Raw genomic sequence first — 21,032 nt, 5'->3', positions numbered from 1 at the left:
CGGTGCCCTACTGGATGTTGACGTCGACGCTGGCCGGCAGGTCGATGCGCATGAGCGCGTCGACCGTCTTCGGCGTCGGGTCGAGGATGTCGATCAGCCGCTTGTGCGTGCGCATCTCGAAGTGCTCGCGCGAGTCCTTGTACTTGTGCGGCGAGCGGATGACGCAGTACACGTTCTTCTCGGTCGGCAGCGGCACAGGACCGACGACACGGGCACCGGTGCGCGTCACCGTCTCCACGATCTTGCGAGCAGACGCGTCGATTGCCTCGTGGTCGTAGGCCTTGAGCCTGATGCGGATCTTCTGTCCCGCCATGGTCGTGGGTCGTCCTCTTCTTCCTGCCGCTGCGTGAACGGTGTGTCTCCGGGTTGGCCACCCGAGAGGAGCCCCGACCAGTTCGACGTCGCACCACGGGCACCGACGCGCACGAGCCGCCCTCCGGGAGGGGGATGCGGTCTCGGGCATCCGATGCGGACCGGGCGTCCGCGCTCTGTTCAGGTCTCACCCTCTGGGCTCCGGTCCACGAGGTCGGGCGTGTCGCCCTACGCTTCGCACACCGGTCCCCGGGTCACCGCTCTCCCCCAGGGGGATCGCTTCAATCCGGGGTCGGCGCTGCGGGCGGACCCACTCCAGTTCCGGGGAACCGGCTTGGCGTGTGACCGCCCGTCGCGCGCAACCCGTCAAGGATGCCACACGGGGATGTGGGCCCCTCAACCGGGGTGCGGCCCGTGGATCCCCAGGTCTCCCCGGGGGTCCACGGGCCGCGGATGGGTCTTACTTGTTGATCTTGGTGACCTGGCCGGCGCCGACGGTCCGCCCACCCTCACGGATGGCGAACTGCAGGCCCTCCTCCATGGCGATCGGCTGGATCAGCTGGACGCTCATGGTGGTGTTGTCACCCGGCATGACCATCTCGGTGCCCTGCGGGAGGGTCACCACGCCGGTCACGTCCGTCGTCCGGAAGTAGAACTGCGGACGGTAGTTGTTGAAGAACGGCGTGTGCCGGCCGCCCTCGTCCTTGCCCAGGATGTAGACCTGGCCCTCGAACTCGGTGTGCGGGGTGATCGAGCCCGGCTTCACGACGACCTGGCCGCGCTCGACGTCCTCGCGCTTGATGCCGCGCAGCAGCAGACCGACGTTCTCACCCGCGCGACCCTCGTCGAGGATCTTGCGGAACATCTCGACACCGGTGACGGTGGTCTTGGTCGACTTCTCGCGGATGCCGACGATCTCGACCTCCTCGTTCACCTTGACGATGCCGCGCTCGATACGGCCGGTGACGACCGTGCCGCGACCGGTGATCGTGAAGACGTCCTCGACCGGCATGAGGAACGGCTTGTCGGTGTCGCGCTCCGGCTCCGGGATCGCCTCGTCGACGGCGTCCATGAGCTCGAGGAGCTTGGCGCCCCACTCGGCGTCGCCCTCGAGCGCCTTGAGCGCCGAGACGCGCACGATCGGCAGGTCGTCGCCCGGGTAGTCCTGCGACGACAGCAGCTCGCGGACCTCCATCTCGACGAGCTCGAGGATCTCCTCGTCGTCGACCATGTCGGCCTTGTTCAGCGCGACCACGATGTAGGGCACGCCGACCTGGCGGGCGAGCAGCACGTGCTCACGCGTCTGCGGCATCGGGCCGTCGGTCGCCGCGACCACCAGGATGGCGCCGTCCATCTGCGCCGCGCCGGTGATCATGTTCTTGATGTAGTCGGCGTGACCGGGGCAGTCCACGTGCGCGTAGTGCCGCTTCTCGGTCTGGTACTCGACGTGCGCGATGGAGATGGTGATACCACGCTGGCGCTCCTCGGGCGCCTTGTCGATGTTCTCGAACGCCGAGGCCTCGTTGAGGTCCGGGTACTTGTCGTGCAGAACCTTGGTGATGGCCGCCGTCAGCGTGGTCTTGCCGTGGTCGATGTGACCGATGGTGCCGATGTTGACGTGCGGCTTGGTCCGCTCGAACTTCGCCTTCGCCACTGCAGTGTCCTCCTGGACTTGTTCTTGTCTCCGCCGTGCTGACGGCAGGTCTTGGGGGTTCGAGGTGCGGGCCGCGAACAGGCCGGTGACCCTACCCGTCCGCGGACCGCGCCTCGCGAGGGGCCCGGTCTACTCGCCGGTCGCCTTCGCGATGATCTCCTTGGCGACGTTCGAGGGGACCTCGGCGTAGCTGTCGAACACCATCGTGTAGTTGGCCCGGCCCTGGGTCCGCGACCGCAGGTCGCCGACGTAGCCGAACATCTCCGAGAGCGGGACCAGCGCCTTGACGACGCGGGCACCCGCCCGCTCCTCCATGGCCTGGATCTGGCCGCGGCGGGAGTTGAGGTCGCCGATCACGTCGCCCATGTAGTCCTCGGGCGTCGTGACCTCGACGGCCATCATGGGCTCGAGCAGCGCCGGGCTGGCCTGCCTCGCAGCCTCCTTGAGGGCCATCGAGCCGGCGACCTTGAACGCCATCTCGGACGAGTCGACCTCGTGGTACTGCCCGTCGAGCAGGGTCAGCTTGATCCCGGTCAGGGGGTAGCCCGCCAGCACGCCGTACTGCATGGCGTCCTGGGCGCCGGCGTCGACCGACGGGATGTACTCCCGCGGCACACGACCGCCGGTGACCTTGTTGTCGAACTCGTACAGCGCACCGTCGGCCGTGTTGAGCGGCTCGAGCTTGATGATGACCCGGGCGAACTGGCCCGACCCACCGGTCTGCTTCTTGTGCGTGTACTCGTACTTGTCGACGGTCTTGCGGATCGTCTCCCGGTAGGCCACCTGGGGCTTACCGATGTTGGCCTCGACCTTGAAGTCGCTCTTCATCCGGTTGACGAGCACCTCGAGGTGGAGCTCGCCCATGCCGGCGATGATCGTCTGCCCGGTCTCCTCGTCCAGCGAGACCTGGAAGGTCGGGTCCTCCTCGGCGAGCTTCTGGATCGCCGTGGAGAGCTTCTCCTGGTCCGCCTTGGTCTTCGGCTCGACCGCGACCTGGATGACCGGGTCCGGGAAGGTCATCGACTCGAGGATGATCGGCGCCTGCGGGTCGCAGAGCGTGTCACCCGTGGTCGTGTCCTTCAGACCGATGACGGCGTAGATGTGCCCCGCCATGGCCTCGTCGACCGGGTTCTCCTTGTTGGCGTGCATCTGGAAGAGCTTCCCGATGCGCTCCTTGCGGTCCTTGGTCGAGTTGACGACCTGCGAACCGGCGGCGACCCGGCCCGAGTACACCCGGACGTAGGTCAGCTTGCCGAAGAACGGGTGCGCGGCGATCTTGAAGGCGAGCGCGGAGAACGGCTCGTCCTTCGCGGGCTTGCGGCTGGCGGCGGTCTCCCCGTCCGGCAGCGTGCCCTCGACCGGCGGCACGTCGTAGGGCGACGGCAGGTAGTCGATCACGGCGTCGAGCATGGGCTGGACACCCTTGTTCTTGAACGCGGAGCCGCACAGCACGGGGTAGGCGGCGCGGGTGCGCACGATCTCCCGGATGCCGTGCTTGATCTGCTCGACCGTCAGCTCCTCGCCACCGAGGTAGAGCTCCATGAGCTCGTCGTCGGTCTCGGCGACGGCCTCGAGCAGGGCGGTGCGGTACTCGTCCGCCCTGTCCTTGAGGTCGGCCGGGATCTCCTCGACGGTGTAGTCCTCGCCCTTCTGGACCTCACCGCGCCAGGTCAGCGCGCGCATCTCGACCAGGTCGACGACACCGACGAAGTCGCTCTCCGCGCCGATCGGCAGCTGCAGCGGCAGGGGCGTGGCACCGAGCCGCTCACGGATCGTGCCGACGGTGAAGTAGAAGTCCGCGCCCAGCTTGTCCATCTTGTTGACGAAGCAGATGCGGGGGACGTCGTACTTGGTGGCCTGCCGCCAGACCTGCTCGGACTGCGGCTCGACCCCCTCCTTGCCGTCGAAGACGGCGACCGCGCCGTCGAGCACGCGCAGCGAGCGCTCCACCTCGACGGTGAAGTCGACGTGGCCGGGCGTGTCGATGATGTTGATCTGGTGGTCTTTCCAGAAGCAGGTCGTCGCGGCGGACGTGATCGTGATGCCGCGCTTCTGCTCCTCCTCCATCCAGTCCATCGTGGCCGCGCCGTCGTGGACCTCACCGATCTTGTAGTTGATCCCCGTGTAGTACAGGATCCGCTCGGTGGTGGTGGTCTTGCCGGCGTCGATGTGCGCCATGATGCCGATGTTGCGGACCTTGGTCAGGTCCGTCAGCACGTCCCGTGCCACGTTCAGCTCACTTCCCCTGAGAAAAGGTTGGCGCGGACGGTCGGCCCGTCACCAGCGGTAGTGGGCGAAGGCCTTGTTGGACTCCGCCATCTTGTGCATGTCCTCGCGCCGCTTCACGCTGGCGCCGAGGCCGTTGCTCGCGTCGAGCAGCTCGTTCATGAGGCGCTCGACCATGGTCTTCTCGCGGCGCTGCCCGGCGTAGCTCACCAGCCAGCGCAGGCCGAGGGTGGTCTGCCGGCTGGCGCGGACCTCGACCGGGACCTGGTAGGTCGCGCCACCGACACGGCGGCTGCGGACCTCGAGGGCCGGCTTGACGTTGTCCAGCGCGCGCTTGAGCGTGACGACCGGATCGGTGCCGGTCTTGTCGCGGGTGCCCTCGAGCGCGGCGTACACGATCCGCTCGGCGAGCGAGCGCTTGCCGTCCTTGAGCACCTTGTTGATCAGCTGGGTGACCAGCGGCGAGCTGTAGACCGGGTCGGAGACCAGCGGCCGCTTCGGAGCGGGGCCCTTGCGAGGCATCAGCTCTTCTCCTTCTTGGCGCCGTAGCGGCTGCGGGACTGCTTCCGGTTCTTCACACCCTGGGTGTCCAGCGAACCGCGGATGACCTTGTACCGGACGCCCGGAAGGTCCTTCACACGGCCGCCGCGGACGAGCACGATGCTGTGCTCCTGCAGGTTGTGGCCCTCGCCGGGGATGTAGGCCGTGACCTCGATGCCGCTGCTCAGCTTGACGCGAGCGACCTTCCGCAGTGCGGAGTTCGGCTTCTTCGGGGTCGTCGTGTAGACGCGCGTGCAGACCCCGCGGCGCTGGGGCGAGCCCTTGAGCGCGGCGGTCTTGGTCTTCGCGACCTTGTCCTCGCGGCCCTTGCGGACCAACTGCTGGATGGTGGGCATGAACCCTCTGCTTCTTCCCTACTCGTGATGCTCAGGTGTCTCGCCCGTGCGGCTGCCCGGGCGGGCGGTCGTGCGCCGCCCGATCGTGGTCACGGGCCGCTTCCACCCGGCCCGCCGGACCGCGAGGTCGGGCGTGTCGCGCCCTGCGCACCGGCCCCGGAGGGGGAACTCCGCGGAGGCGTCCAGGACGGACGAGGGCACGCGTGATCGCGCGCGAGTTCCAAGGGTACGCGGCCCGTCTGACGAGGGTCAAAACGGGTCCGCCCAGGGGGCGCCACGGGGCCCGCGGCGCTCCCGCCGGCCATCTCCGGGTCACTCTCGCGTCAGCTGGGAGGCTGCCTCAGCCCCGCCGGCGACGCAAGCAGGCTCACCCGCTCGTCGCAGATCGACTCGCGCTCGTCGCGCCCCGCCGACCTGCGGACGCCCCGGTCGCCGGGCTGGCCCGCGCGGGCCGCCGTTGCCCCCGGCGCCCCGGTCCGCAGGCCCGTACCCCGGCCCTACGGTTCGATCATGCGCCTCACACTGCCGTGCGCCGCCGTCCGGGCCGCCACCCGGTTGCTCGTGGCCCCCGCACTCTCGCCCCGGCTGCCGATCCCGGTCTCGCGGGCGCTGGTCGATCTCCAGGGCCGACTGCTCCCCGTACCCCGTGGCACCCGCTCCACCCCCTCGTCGCTCGGCGGCCGGCCCTCGGTCCGCGTGTCGGTCCCCGGCAGCCGCGACGACCGCCCCGTGCTCTTCCTGCACGGCGGCGGCTACGTGGTCGGCTCCCCCGCCTCGCACCGATCGCTCGGGGCGTGGCTGGCCGAGGCGGCCGGCGGGACCGTGCACCTGCTGGACTACCGGCTGGCGCCCGAGCACCCGTACCCCGCCGGGCTCGACGACGCCGAGCGCGCCTACCGGGCGCTCCTCGACGCGGGACACCCTGTCCAACGCATCGCCCTCGCCGGAGATTCCGCGGGCGGCGGGCTGGCCGTGGCGCTGCTCCTGCGCCTGCGCACCGTCGGGCTCCCGCTGCCCGGGAGCGTGGGGCTGATCTCGCCCTGGCTCGACCTCGACCTCGCCGATCCGGCGATCGCCCGCAACACCGGCCGGGACGCGATGCTCGGGCCGAGGCTCCTGCAGCAGGGGAAGCGGTCGTACCTGCGCGGCGGGGAGGCCGTCGACCCGGAGCTGCGGCCCCTGGAGGCCGACCTGTCCGGGCTGCCGCCGCTGCACGTCGTCGCCGGGGCGGACGAGGTCCTGGTGGGCGACGCCGACCGGCTCGTCGAGCGGGTCCGCGCCGCCGGCGGGCCGGTCACCTACGTCCGCGCCGAGGGCATGTGGCACGACCACGTCCTCGAGGCCGGCGTGCTCGGCCGGGCCCACGCCGACCTGCGCGCGCTCGGCGCGGTGCTGCGCCGCGACCAGGCGGACCGGCGGGTGCGGGTCGCGGTCGTCGGCGCCGGCTTCGGCGGGATCGGGATGGGCGTCGCGCTGGGCGAGGACGACCTGGCCGACGTCACGATCCTCGAGAAGGCGCCGCAGGTCGGCGGGGTGTGGCGGGACAACGTCTACCCGGGTGCGGCCTGCGATGTCCCGTCGAACCTGTACTCGTGCTCCTTCGCCCCGGGCGACTGGAGCCGGCGGTTCGCGCCGCAGCCGGACATCCTGCGCTACCTGCGGACCGTCGCGGCCGACCACGACCTGGGGCGGTCGATCCGGCTGGGCACCGAGGTCACGGACGCCACCTGGGACGAGGAGACCGCGGTCTGGCGGATCCGGACCGGCGATGCGGAGCTGGAGGCCGAGGCCCTGGTCGCGGCCTGCGGACAGCTGTCCCGCCCCGCGGTGCCCGACCTCGCCGGGATCGAGCGCTTCCGCGGCCCGGTGTTCCACTCCGCGCGCTGGGACCACTCGGTCGACCTGCGGGGCAAGCGCATCGCCGTCGTCGGGACGGGGGCGAGCGCGATCCAGTTCGTCCCCGCGCTCGCGCCCGACGCCGCGCGGGTCACGGTCTTCCAGCGCTCGGCGCCCTACGTGATCCCCAAGCTGGACCGTCCGTACGGGCCGCGCGCCTTCTCCCTGCGCTTCCGGGCCTGGCACCGCGCCGCACGGGCGTTCTGGACCGGGTTCTTCGAGTTCGGCGCACTGGGCTTCACCGCGATCCGGCCGTTCGCCTCGGTCTTCGGCCTCCTGCACCGCGCGCAGCTGCGGCTCCAGGTCGCCGACGCCGGGCTGCGGGAGCGGATCGCGCCGGATCACCCCGTCGGCTGCAAGCGGGTGCTGATCTCCTCCGACTGGTTCCGCGCGCTCGCCCGGCCGGACGTCGACCTCGTCACCGAGAAGATCTCCGAGGTCACGGAGGAGGGCGTGGTCGCCGCCGACGGCACGCCGTACCCCGCCGACGTCATCATCTTCGGCACGGGCTTCCGCACCCAGGACTTCCTGGCGCCGATGCGGGTGGTGGGACGGGAGGGCCGCGAGCTGTCCGAGGAGTGGCGCGAGGGGGCGCGGGCGCACCTGGGCATCACCGTGCCCGGTTTCCCCAACCTCTTCCTGCTCTACGGGCCCAACACCAACGTCGGCTCGGGCTCGATCGTGCACATGCTCGAGTGCCAGATCCGCTACGCCCGGGAGGGCATCCGCCGGCTCGCGGCGGGCACGCGCTCGCTGGAGGTGCGGCCCGACGCCGCCACCGCCTACGACACGGAGATGCAGGCCCGGCTCACCGACAGCGTGTGGACGGAGTGCGCGAGCTGGTACCGCACGGACTCGGGGCGGATCACCACCAACTGGCCCGGCACGATGCGGGAGTATCACCGCCGCACCTCCGCCCTCGACGAGGCCGAGTACGTCACGACCTGAATCCGTCGACGCGACGGACCATGATCGCCGGATGCGGAGCGCATTCCGCGCTGAGCGCGGGTTCTGCTCCAGACCCGGCGATCATCGGAGCCACGCTGTCCTGCGAGCCCCCCGTCGCGGCACAGCCGGCATCGGCCCCGAGAACGGCGACGGGGCCGGCGCCCGAAGGCGTCGGCCCCGTCGTGACCCCGGAGGCGACTAGCGGTAGTCGCGCCCGAAGTCGTAGTCGTCCAGCGGGACCGCGGCACCGGTGCCCGTGCCGAACACGTCGGGGCTGTAGTAGCCGTCGTCGTAGCTCGGCAGCGCGTAGGCGGCCGCGCGGGCCTCCTCCGTGGGCTGCACCTGGATGTTGCGGTACCGGCTGATCCCCGTACCGGCCGGGATCAGCTTGCCGATGATCACGTTCTCCTTCAGCCCGACGAGCTTGTCGCGCTTCCCGTTGATCGCGGCATCGGTGAGGATCCGGGTGGTCTCCTGGAACGAGGCCGCGGACAGCCACGACTCCGTCGCCAGCGAGGCCTTCGTGATCCCCATGAGCACCGGGCGACCGGAGGCCGGCTCGTTGCCCTCGGCGACCACGCGCCGGTTCTCCGACTCGAACTCGCCCCGCTCGGCGAGCGCGCCGGGCAGGAACTCGGTGGCCCCCGAGTCGATGATCGTGACCCGGCGGAGCATCTGCCGGACGATCACCTCGATGTGCTTGTCGTGGATGTCCACGCTCTGCGTGCGGTACACCTTCTGCACCTCACGCACCAGGTGCAGCTGCACCTCGCGCGGGCCCATGACGCGCAGCACCTCGTGCGGGTCCGCCGTGCCCTCCAGGAGCAGCTGGCCGACCTCGACGTGGTCGCCGTCGCGGAGCGGACGCTCCTCGCCGTCGACGACGGTCATGGCCAGCCACTGCCGCTTCGACAGCTTCTCGTACACGATCTCCTCGGCCCCGTCGTCCGGGATGAGGGTGATCTTCCAGAAGCGGTCGCCGTCCTCGATGCGGATCCGGCCGTCGACGTCCGCGATCGGCGCCTTGCCGCGCGGGACACGGGCCTCGAAGAGCTCCGTGACACGCGGCAGACCGGTCGTGATGTCGTCGCCCGCGACGCCACCCTGGTGGAAGGTACGCATCGTCAGCTGCGTGCCGGGCTCACCGATGGACTGGGCCGCGACGATGCCGACCGCCTCGCCGACGTCGACCAGCTTGCCGGTCGCCATCGAGCGGCCGTAGCAGGTCGCGCAGATGCCGGTGGCCGACTCGCAGGTCAGAGCGCTGCGCACGCGGATCTGCCGGACGCCCGCCGCGACCAGCGCGTCGAGCGCCGGGTCACCGAGGTCGCCGCCCTTGGCCACGATCACGGTGCCGCCGGCGTCCGTGACCTCCTCCGCCGAGCTGCGCGCGTACACCGACGTGCGGATGTAGCGGTGCGGGATGAGGCGACCGTCGGCCGTCTCCTCCGTGACCGGCATGGTGACCGCCCGGGAGGTGCCGCAGTCGACCTCGCGCACGATGACGTCCTGCGAGACGTCGACCAGGCGCCGGGTCAGGTAACCCGAGTCGGCGGTTCGCAGCGCGGTGTCCGCCAGACCCTTGCGGGTGCCGTGCGTGGAGATGAAGTACTCCAGCACGGACAGGCCCTCACGGAAGTTCGCCTTGATCGGGCGGGGGATGTACTCACCCTTGGGGTTGGCGACCAGACCACGCATACCGGCCAGCTGCCGGACCTGCGTCATGTTGCCCGCCGCCCCGGACTTCACGATCGTCGGGATCGGGTTGTCCTCGGGGAAGTTGTCCTCCATGGCCTTGGCGACCTCTTCGGACGCCTGGGTCCAGATCTTGACCATCTCGTCGTTGCGCTCCTGGTGGGAGAGCGCACCGCGCTGGTACCGCTTGTTGACCTGGTCGGCCTTGGCCTCGTAGCCGTCGAGGATCTCCTGCTTGTTCGACGGGACCACGACGTCGTCGATCGCCAGCGTGACGCCGGACCGGGTGGCCCAGTAGAAGCCGGCGTCCTTGAGGCGGTCGAGCACCTGCGCGACCTCGGTCATCGAGTAGCGCTCGGCGAGGTCGTTGATGATCGCGGCCTGACGCTTCTTCGGCAGCGGCTCGTTGACGAACGGGTAGTCCGCCGGGAGCAGCTCGTTGAACATGACCCGGCCGAGGGTGGTCTCGGCGCGCCAGACCTCCCCCTCCTCGAGCTCGACGCCCGCGGTCGGGGCGACCCCGGGGAGCCGGATCTTGATCGGGGCCTGCAGGTGCAGCGTCTTGCGGTCGAAGGCCATGACGGCCTCGGCCTCGGAGCTGAACGACTGGCCCGCGCCCTGGGCGTCCGGGCGCTCGCGGGTCAGGTGGAACAGACCCGTGACCATGTCCAGCCGCGGCATGGCGAGCGGGCGGCCCGACGCCGGCGAGAGGATGTTGTTGCTCGAGAGCATCAGGACCCGGGCCTCGGCCTGGGCCTCGGCCGACAGCGGCAGGTGGACCGCCATCTGGTCACCGTCGAAGTCCGCGTTGAACGCCTCGCAGACCAGCGGGTGCAGCTGGATGGCCTTGCCCTCCACCAGCTGCGGCTCGAAGGCCTGGATGCCGAGGCGGTGCAGCGTCGGTGCGCGGTTGAGCAGCACGGGGTGCTCGGAGATGACCTCCTCGAGCACGTCCCACACCTGCGAGCGGCCACGCTCGACCATCCGCTTGGCGGACTTGATGTTCTGCGCGTGGTTCAGGTCGACCAGGCGCTTCATCACGAACGGCTTGAACAGCTCCAGCGCCATCTGCTTGGGCAGGCCGCACTGGTGCAGCTTCAGCTGCGGGCCGACGACGATGACCGATCGGCCGGAGTAGTCGACGCGCTTGCCGAGCAGGTTCTGGCGGAACCGGCCCTGCTTGCCCTTGAGCAGGTCGGACAGCGACTTGAGCGGGCGGTTGCCCGGGCCCGTGACCGGACGGCCGCGGCGGCCGTTGTCGAACAGCGCGTCGACGGCCTCCTGCAGCATCCGCTTCTCGTTGTTGACGATGATCTCGGGCGCGCCGAGGTCGATCAGTCGCTTGAGGCGGTTGTTCCGGTTGATGACCCGGCGGTACAGGTCGTTCAGGTCGCTCGTGGCGAAGCGGCCACCGTCGAGCTGCACCATCGGGCGCAGGTCCGGCGGGATGACCGGGACGCAGTCGAGGACCATGCCCATCGGCGAGTTGCCGGTGGACTGGAACGCGGCGACGACCTTGAGGCGCTTGAGGGCACGGAGCTTCTTCTGCCCCTTGCCGCTGCGGATGATCTCGCGCAGCTTCTCGGCCTCGGCCTCGATGTCGAAATTCTCCAGCAGCTTCTGGATCGCCTCGGCACCCATGGCGCCGGTGAAGTAGTCCCCGTACCGGTCGTAGAGCTCCCGGTAGAGGCCTTCGTCCGGGATCAGCTGCTGGGTGTCGAGCTTGGCGAAGGTCGTCCAGATCTCGTCCAGCCGGTCCAGCTCGCGCTGGGCGCGGTCGCGGAGCTGGCGCATCTCGCGCTCGCCACCCTCCTTGACCTTCCGCCGGACGTCGCTCTTGGCGCCCTCGGCCTCGAGCTCGGCCAGATCGGCCTCGAGCTTCTGGGCCCGGGCCTCCAGGTCCTGGTCGCGGCGCTGCTCGACCCGCTTGCGCTCCACGCTCATCTCGTTCTCGAGCGTGGACAGGTCCTGGTGGCGCAGCTCGGAGTTGACCGACGTGATCACGTAGGCGGCGAAGTAGATGATCTTCTCGAGATCCTTCGGCGCCAGGTCGAGCAGGTAGCCCAACCGGCTCGGCACACCCTTGAAGTACCAGATGTGCGTGACCGGGGCGGCCAGCTCGATGTGGCCCATGCGCTCACGCCGCACCTTGGCGCGGGTGACCTCCACACCGCAGCGCTCGCAGATGATGCCCTTGAACCGGACGCGCTTGTACTTGCCGCAGTAGCACTCCCAGTCCCGGGTCGGGCCGAAGATCTTCTCGCAGAAGAGGCCGTCCTTCTCGGGCTTGAGGGTGCGGTAGTTGATGGTCTCCGGCTTCTTGACCTCACCGTGCGACCACTGGCGGATGTCCTCGGCGGTGGCCAGGCCGATGCGCAGCTCGTCGAAGAAGTTGACGTCGAGCAAGAGGGTGTCCTTCTCTCGGAATTCGCGAGTCTCGGCTGGCGGGTCAGTTCACGACGTCGTCGACGGACATCGAGTCCGAGCCCGGACGGCTGGACAGGTTGATGCCCAGGTTCGCCGCCGCGCGCTCGAGGTCCTCGTCGTCCGCGTCGCGCATCTCGATCGCCGCCCCGTCGCTGGAGAGCACCTCGACGTTCAGGCACAGCGACTGGAGCTCCTTGAGGAGCACCTTGAACGACTCCGGGATGCCCGGCTCGGGGATGTTCTCCCCCTTGACGATGGCCTCGTAGACCTTGACCCGGCCCACCACGTCGTCGGACTTGATGGTGAGCAGCTCCTGCAGGGTGTAGGCCGCGCCGTACGCCTGCATCGCCCAGCACTCCATCTCGCCGAAGCGCTGGCCGCCGAACTGGGCCTTACCGCCGAGCGGCTGCTGGGTGATCATCGAGTACGGGCCGGTCGACCGCGCGTGGATCTTGTCGTCGACCAGGTGGGCCAGCTTCAGGATGTACATGTAGCCGACCGCCACCGGGAACGGGTACGGCTCGCCGGAACGCCCGTCGAACAGCTGCGCCTTGCCGTCCGGGCCCACCATGCGGTCGCCGTCGCGGTTGGGGCGCGTGGAGCCCAGCAGCCCGGTGATCTCGTGCTCCTTGGCGCCGTCGAACACGGGCACGGCCGTGTTCGTGTTCGGCGGCACGGAGTAGAGCTCCTCGGGCATCATGTTCGCCCAGTCCGGGTCGCCCTCGATCTCCCAGCCGGACTTGGCGATCCACCCGAGGTGGGTCTCCAGGACCTGGCCGATGTTCATCCGTCGCGGCACACCGTGGGTGTTCAGGATGATGTCGACCGGGGTGCCGTCCGGCAGGAACGGCATGTCCTCGGCCGGCAGGATCTTGCCGATGACACCCTTGTTGCCGTGCCGGCCGGCGAGCTTGTCGCCGTCCGAGATCTTGCGCTTCTGGGCCACGTAGACGCGGACCAGCTCGTTGACGCCGGGGGGCAGCTCGTCGTCGTCGTCCCGGGAGAAGACCCGGATGCCGATGACCTTGCCGTTCTCGCCGTGCGGCACCTTCAGCGAGGTGTCGCGGACCTCGCGCGCCTTCTCGCCGAAGATCGCGCGGAGCAGCCGCTCCTCGGGGGTCAGCTCGGTCTCGCCCTTCGGGGTGACCTTGCCGACCAGGATGTCGCCGGGCTGGACCTCGGCACCGATCCGGATGATGCCGCGCTCGTCGAGGTCGGCGAGGACCTCCTCGGAGACGTTCGGGATGTCCCGGGTGATCTCCTCGGCGCCGAGCTTGGTGTCCCGGGCGTCGATCTCGTGCTCCTCGATGTGGATCGAGGTGAGCACGTCGTCCTGCACGAGGCGCTGCGACAGGATGATCGCGTCCTCGTAGTTGTGGCCCTCCCACGGCATGATCGCCACGAGCAGGTTCTTGCCCAGCGCCATCTCGCCGTTCTCGGTGCACGGCCCGTCGGCGAGCACCTGGCCCACCTCGACCCGCCGGCCCTCGTCGACGATCGGCTTCTGGTTGTTGCAGGTGCCCTGGTTCGAGCGCCGGAACTTGTTCAGCCGGTACGTCTGGCGGGTGCCGTCGTCCGCCATCACGGTGATGTAGTCGGCGCAGAGCTCCTCGACCACGCCCGCCTTCTCGGTGACGACGACGTCGCCGGCGTCGACCGCGGCGCGCAGCTCCATGCCGGTGCCGACCAGCGGCGCCTCGGAGCGGAGCAGCGGCACGGACTGGCGCTGCATGTTCGCGCCCATCAGGGCGCGGTTCGCGTCGTCGTGCTCGAGGAACGGGATGAGCGCGGTCGCGACCGACACCATCTGCCGCGGCGAGACGTCGATGTACTCGACGCCGGTCGGCGGGATCAGGTCGACCTCGCCGCCCTTCCGCCGGACCAGGACGCGGTCCTCGGTGAAGGAGCCGTCGGAGTTCAGCGGCGCGTTCGCCTGCGCGATGACGAAGCGGTCCTCCTCGTCCGCGGTCAGGTAGTCGATCTGCTCCGTGACGACGCCGTCGACGACCTTGCGGTACGGCGTCTGGATGAAGCCGAACGGGTTGACCTGCGCGAACGTGGACAGCGAGCCGATCAGGCCGATGTTGGGACCCTCAGGGGTCTCGATCGGGCACATGCGGCCGTAGTGCGACGGGTGCACGTCGCGGACCTCGAAGCCCGCGCGCTCCCGGGACAGACCGCCCGGCCCCAGCGCGGACAGGCGCCGCTTGTGGGTCAGGCCGGCCAGCGGGTTGTGCTGGTCCATGAACTGCGACAGCTGCGAGGTGCCGAAGAACTCCTTGATCGCGGCCACGACGGGCCGGATGTTGATCAGGGTCTGCGGCGTGATGGCCTCGACGTCCTGCGTGGTCATCCGCTCGCGGACGACGCGCTCCATCCGGGACAGGCCGACGCGGACCTGGTTCTGGATGAGCTCGCCGACCGTGCGCAGGCGACGGTTGCCGAAGTGGTCGATGTCGTCCGTCTCGACCGGGATGGTCGTCTCGCCGGACGGGTCGGCCGCGGCCTTCATCGAGGTCTCGCCGGCGTGCAGGCGGACGAGGTACTCGATGGTGGTGGCGATGTCCTCCTCGGTCAGCGTGCCGACCTCGGTGGGGACGTCCAGGCCCAGCTTCTTGTTGACCTTGTAGCGACCGACCTTGGCCAGGTCGTAGCGCTTGTCCTTGAAGAACAGGTTCTCGAGCAGCGTCTGGGCGCTCTCGCGCGTCGGCGGCTCGCCCGGACGCAGCTTGCGGTAGATGTCGAGCAGCGCCTCGTCCTGGCCGGCGGTGTGGTCCTTCTCCAGGGTGGCGAGGATCGTCTCGGAGAAGCCGAAGCGCTCCTGGATCTGCTCGGTGGTCCAGCCCAGCGCCTTGAGCAGCACGGTGACCGGCTGGCGGCGCTTGCGGTCGATCCGGACGCCGACGGTGTCGCGCTTGTCGACGTCGAACTCCAGCCACGCGCCGCGGCTGGGGATGACCTTGACCGAGTAGACGTCCTTCTCGGTGGTCTTGTCGATGGCGTGGTCGAAGTACACGCCGGGCGACCGGACGAGCTGCGAGACGACGACGCGCTCGGTCCCGTTGATGATGAAGGTGCCCTTGTCGGTCATCACGGGGAAGTCGCCCATGAACACCGTCTGGCTCTTGATCTCGCCGGTGGTGTTGTTGGTGAACTCCGCGGTGACGAACAGCGGGGCGCCGTAGGTCATGTCCTTGTCCCGGCACTCCTCGACGGAGGCCTTGACCTCGTCGAAGCGCGGGTCCGAGAAGGACAGCGACATGGAGCCCGAGAAGTCCTCGATGGGAGAGATCTCCGTGAGGATCTCCTCGAGACCCCCGACCGGGTTCTCGTCCCCCGCGTCGATCCGGCGCTGGAACCACGCCTCGTCCCCGACCAGCCACTGGAAGGACTGGATCTGCAGGTCGAGGAGGTCCGGCACCTCGAGCGGCTCGGCGATCTTCGCGAACGAGACTCGGGTGGGTGCGCCAGGGAAGTTGGGGTTCGCCGAGACGACGCTCCCCGGGTTCGCAGTGGTCACGGTGGCGCGGGAGACAGCCAAGATGCGTCCTTCCGAGAACTACGCTCTCGTCTGGCGGGCACTGCCCCCGAGGCGCTACCGTTCGGCGTCACCGCACCGGTACCGGCCCGGAGATCTGGCGACGTGTCGGGTGTGGCTAGGGAGCTGAACTCGCCGTTCGTTGTCAGGGCGCCACGCTCCGACCAGGTCCGCCGAGCACACCGGCGGACCTTCCGGGACGGCCTCGAGGACCGGCGGACTTCCGACAGCGTGCACGCCGAACCTGGGCGGAGGCAGCGCAAAGAGTCAGTCTAGCCGCGAAGGCAGCCGCTGTCGAGACACGTCGCTCAGTTCACCACCGGAGCCAAGCACCGTGACGTAAGAGTGACCCGGCAGACGCACCGAGTCAAGACCGTACGCGTCGGTAAGTGGTCCCTCCCGGAGGACGACCGGCAGCTCAGGGCTCCCGGCCCCCCGGTGGACCGTCCGTCGGCCGGATCCGCGGAACCGGCCCGCCGCCCGACGAGCCGGACGAAATTCACACGTCCGGAGCAACGCCGCGGGGGGCTCGTCGAGCCACTCTACGCCCTCGGCCGCTCCTGCCGTCGGGTCGCCTCACCCGGCGGGCTTGACGACCGGGAACGCCCGCCAGCACGATCGGACCGCGATCATGCAGCTGTCTCACCGCCGACAGCGTTGACGAAGGGGTCGACGAATGTCCGTCTACGACGACAAGCCCTGGCTCGCCCGCTACGACGAGGGCCAGCCCGCCTCGGTCGCCCCCGAGTTCCCGGACATGCTCGCGCTGTTCCGGAGCACCGTGGAGCGGCACGGGGACCGCGACGCCCTCCGCTACTTCGACGGCAGGATCACCTACGACGAGCTCGACGACCTGTCCGACGCCCTCGCCGCCGGCCTGCTGGACGCCGGCTTCGCCGCCGGCGAGCGGGTCGCGCTGTTCCTGCAGAACGACCCGCAGTACGTGATCGCGCTGCTCGGCACGTGGAAGGCCGGCGGCATCGCCGTCAACGTCAACCCGATGAACCGCGAGCGCGAGCTGCACCTGCTGCTCACCGACTCCGGGGCGAGCGTGCTGGTCACGCTGGAGACCCTGTACCGGGACGTCGCGTCGACGGTCGTCGGCGACACCGCCGTGCGCACCGTGCTCACCACGAGCGAGCTCGACCACCAGACGCGCAACGACGAGCGCATCCTCGGCGGGGTCGAGCGGATCGGCGCGGTCGCGGGCACCGTGGACCTCGGCGAGCTCGTCGGGCGGTTCCGCGGGCAGCGGCCCCCGGCCGTGTCGTTCGACCCGCAGGACACGGCGGTGCTCACCTACACCTCGGGGACCACCGGCCCGCCCAAGGGCGCCATGAACACCCACGCCAACCTGGTCTTCAACTCGCAGACCTACCGCGGCTTCTGCGAGCTCGGCCCGGACGACGTCGTCCTCGGCGTGGCCCCGCTGTTCCACATCACCGGGCTGATCGGGCACGTCACGATCGCCATGCTGCTCGGCGCGCCGCTGGTGCTGTTCCACCGCTTCGAGCCGTCCGCGGCGATCGACGTCATCCGCGAGGAGCGGCCGACCTTCACCGTCGGCTCGATCACCGTGTTCATCGCCCTGATGAACGCCCCCGACGCCGACCACGACGCGCTGAGCTCGCTGCGCAAGATCTGGTCCGGCGGGGCGCCCATCCCGCCGTCGACGGTGAAGGCGTTCCAGCGGGCCTTCGGCCAGTACATCCACAACATCTACGGGCTGACCGAGACCACCTCGCCCAGCCACTGCACCCCCGCGCACGCCGAGGCACCCGTCGACGAGGCGTCCGGGGCCCTGTCGGTGGGCGTGCCGGTCTACGACACCGTCGTCCGGATCGTCGGCGAGGACGGCCGGGACCTCCCGCCCGGCGAGGTCGGCGAGATCGTCACGACCGGCCCGCAGGTGGTGAAGGGCTACTGGAACAAGCCGGAGGAGACCGCGCGGGCGCTGCCGGGCGGTTCCCTGCACACCGGCGACGTCGGGTACATGGACGACCAGGGCTGGTTCTACATCGTCGACCGCAAGAAGGACCAGATCAACGCGGGCGGCTACAAGGTCTGGCCGCGGGAGGTCGAGGACGTGCTCTACGAGCACGAGGCGGTGCGCGAGGCGGCCGTGGTCGGGGTGCCCGACGAGTACCGCGGCGAGACCGTGAAGGCGTTCGTCAGCCTGCGGGCCGGCAGCCGGGTGACCGCGGAGGAGCTGATCGCCTTCGCCAAGGAGCGGATGGCGGCCTACAAGTACCCGCGGCAGGTCGAGTTCCTCGACGAGATCCCGAAGACGGTCAGCGGCAAGCTGCTGCGCCGGGAGCTGCGGGAGCGCGACCGCTCCTGAGAACGCACGAACGGCACCTCCGCGCGAGCGGAAGTGCCGTTCGTGACCCGCCGGTGCCGCCCGGGGGCGGCGTGGCGGCGGGGATCAGGCGGTGCCGATCAGGTGGCGCGAATCAGGTCAGGGAGACCTTGGCGCCGGCCTCCTCCAGCTTCGCCTTGGCGGCGTCGGCCGCATCCTTGGCGACGGCCTCGAGGATCGGCTTCGGGGCCGACTCGACGAGGTCCTTGGCCTCCTTCAGGCCGAGGCCCGAGACCAGCTCGCGGACGACCTTGATGACCTGGATCTTCTTCTCGCCCGCGGCCTCGAGGACCACGTTGAACTCGTCCTTCTCGGCCTCGGCCGGGGCGGCCTCGCCACCGGCTGCGGGCGCACCCGCGGCGGCGACGGCGACCGGGGCGGCCGCGGTGACCTCGAAGGTCTCCTCGAACTTCTTCACGAACTCGGCGAGCTCGATGAGGGTGAGCTCCTTGAACGCGTCGAGCAGCTCGTCGCTGGACAGCTTGGCCATCTCTGGCTCCTTCTCGTGTGTCTGGGGTGTAGCTGGGGTGGAGCCGGATCAGCTCTCGGTGGGGGCGGCGGTGTCGGCCTGCTCGCCGTCGGCGGACGCGCCCTCGGCGGCCCGCTTGTCGGCCAGGGCCTGGGCCAGGCGGGCGACCTGCGATGCCGGGGCGTTGAACAGCCCCGCGGCCTTCGCCAGGTTGCCCTTCATGGCGCCGGCCAGCTTGGCCAGCAGGACCTCGCGGGACTCGAGATCGGCCAGCCGCTCGACCTCCGCGCCCGACAGGGCGCGGCCGTCCATGTAGCCGCCCTTGATCACCAGGCCCTTGTTGTCCCTGGCGAAGTTCTTCAGCGCCTTGGCGGCGTCGACCGCCTCGCCGGTGACGAACGCGATCGCCGTCGGGCCGGCCAGGAGCTCGTCCAGACCGTCGACACCGGCGTCCGCCGCCGCCCGCTTCACCAGGGTGTTCTTGGCGACGCGGAAGCTGGCGTTCTCGCCCAGGGCGCGGCGCAGCTGGCTCAGCTGAGCCACGGTGAGACCGCTGTACTCCGTGACCACCGAGGCGGACGCGCCCCGGAACCGGTCGGCGATCTCTTCGACCGCCTCGACCTTGTCGGGTCGTGCCATGTGATGCCTCCTCTCGGGGTGTCGGTGTGCCACCGCGTCCCGAGACCCAGGAGACGACGAACGCCCCGTGCACAGGGCACGGGGCGTGAGGTGCGGGCGCGCGTACGCACCCGGGCTGCTTGCCTCGTCCTCCTGCGCGGGACGCCCGCGGCTGCGGGGCCTTCGTGTCCACCGGCGGGGCCGGCGGACAGACCTGCGGTCTTCGGTGGAACCGCCGTCCAGCATACGCACCCCGGCGACGTTCCCGCCGCCGGGGTGCCCCTCGGCTCCGCCACCTACCGACGACGCGGGCTAGGCCACGGCACCGACGGCGCGAGCCACGCCACGGTGTCCACGCGCGGCTACGCCACGGTCACGTCGGCGATCTTCCAGGTCCCGTCCACGAGCTGCCCGGTCACGGTGAGCCGGCCCGCGGCGGCGACCTGCCGGCCCGCCTGGTCGCTCGCGGCGCGGGTGGCCTGCTGGTCGAGGAAGACCACCAGCACGGCCCGGTCGCCGGTGATCGACCGGACGGCCGACTGCGCGATGGTCGCGGTGACCACGGCCTGCTGCTCCGGCGCCAGCTTCCGGACCTCGCCGAACAGGGCGTCGAACTGCTGGCCGAACTCCGGGGTGATGACCTCGCGGGCCGCGGCCTCGTTCTGGTCCAGCCGGGTGTAGTCGTAGGAGTAGACGGTCTTCACCGCGTCGCCGAGCTGCTGGCTGACCCGGGTGGTGGCCGCGACGTCGACCAGCGCGCTGTTCTGCGCCGCCGGCGTGGTCCGCATGGTCCACCAGCTCACCCCGGCCAGCACCGCCAGCGCCAGCGCGACGACCGTGACGCCGGCGAGGATCGTGGTGCCCCGCTTCGTCCGGGGCGGGGCCGGGACCCGCAGCAGGTCCGTGAGCCCACGCCGGAGCCGGTCCTCCCCCGACCGCTCCCCGGCCGTCTCCCCGGCCGTCTCCCCGGCCGTCTCCCCGGCCGTCTCCCCGGCCGTCTCCGCTGCCGTCTCGGCGGGCTCCCCGAAGGCCTCGGCGGGCTCGGCGGTCTCCACCTCGTCCTCGACGTCCGGGGCGGCGGTGAGCGCCCCGGTCTCCGGCGCGGACGGTGCGGGCCCGCTGTCGGCGGGCGTGACCTCCGGACGGACCTCGGCGTCGGCGGCCTCGACCGGGCCGTCCGGCCGGCCGGTGTCGGGCCGGCCCGCGTCCGGACGGCCGGCGACGCGCGGGCGGCGGATGCCGGCGGGGCCGCGGCGACGGGTCGCGGTGGCGGGCTTGCGGGGCTGCGACGACATGGTGACCTCCTGGGGGCCGTCGGTCGACCGGGGTACGGGGGCCGAGGGGAGCGAGCTGCGGCGCCGCTCAGCCGGCCTGTCCGGGGGCGCGGACGGGGGCGAGCTTGCTGACCTTCCAGCCCGCGTCCGTGCGCGTCATCTCGAGCTGCAGGCGCTGGCGGGTCGCGATGGGCTGCTGCCCGTCCGGGGTCACCGTGACGTCGACGCCCACGAGCACCCGGGCCACGCCGGCGCGGTCGTCGAGCTCGCGCACCGCGGCGTCGGACACCGTGGCGGTGGTGGTCCGCTCCGCCTGCGCCACGAACTGCGCGTACTGCGCGCGGTTGGTGCGGAACTCGTCGAGGACCGCGCCGGTGGAGGTCTGCTCCCACCGGTCCAGCCCGCCGTCGACGTCGTGCCAGTCCAGCGTGTTCAGGCTGATCGCGGACTGCCGGGCCGCGACGAGCACGTCGTCGCGCGCCTCGGCGAGCCTCCGCTCCGCGCTCAGCACGGTCGTCAGCCACAGCACACCGGACACGATCGCCGCGACCACCGCGACGGCGGCGGCGACCTGCAGGGCCCGCGGACCGCCGAACCGTCTCCTCCTGCTCGGGGGTCCGGTGTCGGGGCGGACCTCGGCGGTCGGCTCGGTCGTGCTCTCCGTGGTGCTCGCAGTCATTGCGGGACTCCATCCGGCCGTGGGGGCGGCGGCCATCGGGG

Annotated in this window: 13 protein-coding genes; 2 read left to right on the top strand and 11 right to left on the bottom strand. The window is 70.5% G+C overall.

The genetic code is table 11. The features are described 5' to 3' along the window. Nucleotides 1-7: 7 nt before the first annotated feature. From rpsJ to rpsL, 5 genes are all read right to left on the bottom strand, one after another. Entirely contained in the window at nt 8-313 is a 306-nt protein-coding gene (gene rpsJ / locus ACL02T_RS18290) for a 30S ribosomal protein S10 (protein ID WP_003938093.1), read from the bottom strand. A 459-nt stretch (nt 314-772) separates the two neighbouring features. Further along, nucleotides 773-1,966 carry an elongation factor Tu gene (gene tuf, locus ACL02T_RS18285; protein ID WP_412831927.1) on the bottom strand — a complete coding sequence of 398 codons (1,194 nt, stop codon included), beginning with the start codon at nt 1,964-1,966 and terminating at the stop codon, nt 773-775. Between the two features lie 129 nt (nt 1,967-2,095). Then, entirely contained in the window at nt 2,096-4,195 is a 2,100-nt protein-coding gene (gene fusA / locus ACL02T_RS18280) for an elongation factor G (protein ID WP_412831926.1), read from the bottom strand. Between the two features lie 48 nt (nt 4,196-4,243). Continuing rightward, nucleotides 4,244-4,714 carry a 30S ribosomal protein S7 gene (rpsG, locus tag ACL02T_RS18275; RefSeq protein WP_345383474.1) on the bottom strand — a complete coding sequence of 157 codons (471 nt, stop codon included), beginning with the start codon at nt 4,712-4,714 and terminating at the stop codon, nt 4,244-4,246. Beyond that, a complete protein-coding gene (rpsL, locus tag ACL02T_RS18270; protein ID WP_037046087.1) occupies nt 4,714-5,088 on the bottom strand; it encodes a 30S ribosomal protein S12 in 375 nt (124 codons plus the stop codon). Before rpsL ends, rpsG begins: the two co-directional genes overlap by 1 nt. A 510-nt stretch (nt 5,089-5,598) precedes the next feature. Here rpsL and ACL02T_RS18265 point away from each other — a divergent pair. Further along, entirely contained in the window at nt 5,599-7,932 is a 2,334-nt protein-coding gene (locus ACL02T_RS18265; RefSeq protein ID WP_412831925.1) for an alpha/beta hydrolase fold domain-containing protein, read from the top strand. A gap of 198 nt (nt 7,933-8,130) precedes the next feature. Here ACL02T_RS18265 and ACL02T_RS18260 read toward each other — a convergent pair whose 3' ends face one another. Continuing rightward, a complete protein-coding gene (locus ACL02T_RS18260; protein ID WP_412831924.1) occupies nt 8,131-12,033 on the bottom strand; it encodes a DNA-directed RNA polymerase subunit beta' in 3,903 nt (1,300 codons plus the stop codon). A 43-nt stretch (nt 12,034-12,076) separates the two neighbouring features. Continuing rightward, complete coding sequence (gene rpoB, locus ACL02T_RS18255) at nt 12,077-15,595, bottom strand: DNA-directed RNA polymerase subunit beta (protein WP_412831923.1); 3,519 nt, start codon at nt 15,593-15,595, stop codon at nt 12,077-12,079. Between the two features lie 673 nt (nt 15,596-16,268). Here rpoB and ACL02T_RS18250 point away from each other — a divergent pair. Next, nucleotides 16,269-17,933 (top strand): class I adenylate-forming enzyme family protein, encoded by a 1,665-nt coding sequence (locus tag ACL02T_RS18250; protein ID WP_412831922.1) that lies wholly within the window; start codon nt 16,269-16,271, stop codon nt 17,931-17,933. Between the two features lie 112 nt (nt 17,934-18,045). On the opposite strand, the gene rplL is transcribed toward ACL02T_RS18250, so the two are convergent. From rplL to ACL02T_RS18230, 4 genes are all read right to left on the bottom strand, one after another. After that, nucleotides 18,046-18,441, bottom strand: a complete 396-nt coding sequence (rplL, locus tag ACL02T_RS18245; protein ID WP_412831921.1) for a 50S ribosomal protein L7/L12 — start codon at nt 18,439-18,441, stop codon at nt 18,046-18,048. A 48-nt stretch (nt 18,442-18,489) separates the two neighbouring features. Continuing rightward, nucleotides 18,490-19,059, bottom strand: a complete 570-nt coding sequence (gene rplJ, locus ACL02T_RS18240; protein ID WP_412831920.1) for a 50S ribosomal protein L10 — start codon at nt 19,057-19,059, stop codon at nt 18,490-18,492. A 341-nt stretch (nt 19,060-19,400) separates the two neighbouring features. Then, the gene (locus ACL02T_RS18235) at nt 19,401-20,333 is read right to left on the bottom strand and encodes a hypothetical protein (protein ID WP_412831919.1); all 933 of its coding nucleotides are present in this window, start codon (nt 20,331-20,333) and stop codon (nt 19,401-19,403) included. Nucleotides 20,334-20,400: 67 nt separating this feature from the next. After that, nucleotides 20,401-20,991 (bottom strand): Rv1363c family protein, encoded by a 591-nt coding sequence (locus ACL02T_RS18230; RefSeq protein WP_412831918.1) that lies wholly within the window; start codon nt 20,989-20,991, stop codon nt 20,401-20,403. Nucleotides 20,992-21,032: the final 41 nt, after the last annotated feature.

The sequence above is a fragment of the Pseudonocardia oceanicola genome (assembly GCF_047200735.1).
In the GTDB taxonomy this organism is placed as follows: domain Bacteria; phylum Actinomycetota; class Actinomycetes; order Mycobacteriales; family Pseudonocardiaceae; genus Pseudonocardia.
Note: the sequence above shows the minus strand (reverse complement) of the source record. Positions and strands in the feature narration are given on the sequence as shown.

Bases quoted from the DNA above. Each gene is read 5' to 3' on its own strand.
- rplJ (WP_412831920.1), bottom strand. From the start codon at position 19,059: ATGGCACGACCCGACAAGGTCGAGGCGGTCGAAGAGATCGCCGACCGG.
- rpsL (WP_037046087.1), bottom strand. From the start codon at position 5,088: ATGCCCACCATCCAGCAGTTGGTCCGCAAGGGCCGCGAGGACAAGGTC.
- rplL (WP_412831921.1), bottom strand. From the start codon at position 18,441: ATGGCCAAGCTGTCCAGCGACGAGCTGCTCGACGCGTTCAAGGAGCTC.
- ACL02T_RS18235 (WP_412831919.1), bottom strand. From the start codon at position 20,333: ATGTCGTCGCAGCCCCGCAAGCCCGCCACCGCGACCCGTCGCCGCGGC.
- ACL02T_RS18230 (WP_412831918.1), bottom strand. From the start codon at position 20,991: ATGACTGCGAGCACCACGGAGAGCACGACCGAGCCGACCGCCGAGGTC.
- rpsJ (WP_003938093.1), bottom strand. From the start codon at position 313: ATGGCGGGACAGAAGATCCGCATCAGGCTCAAGGCCTACGACCACGAG.
- ACL02T_RS18250 (WP_412831922.1), top strand. From the start codon at position 16,269: ATGTCCGTCTACGACGACAAGCCCTGGCTCGCCCGCTACGACGAGGGC.
- ACL02T_RS18265 (WP_412831925.1), top strand. From the start codon at position 5,599: ATGCGCCTCACACTGCCGTGCGCCGCCGTCCGGGCCGCCACCCGGTTG.
- rpsG (WP_345383474.1), bottom strand. From the start codon at position 4,714: ATGCCTCGCAAGGGCCCCGCTCCGAAGCGGCCGCTGGTCTCCGACCCG.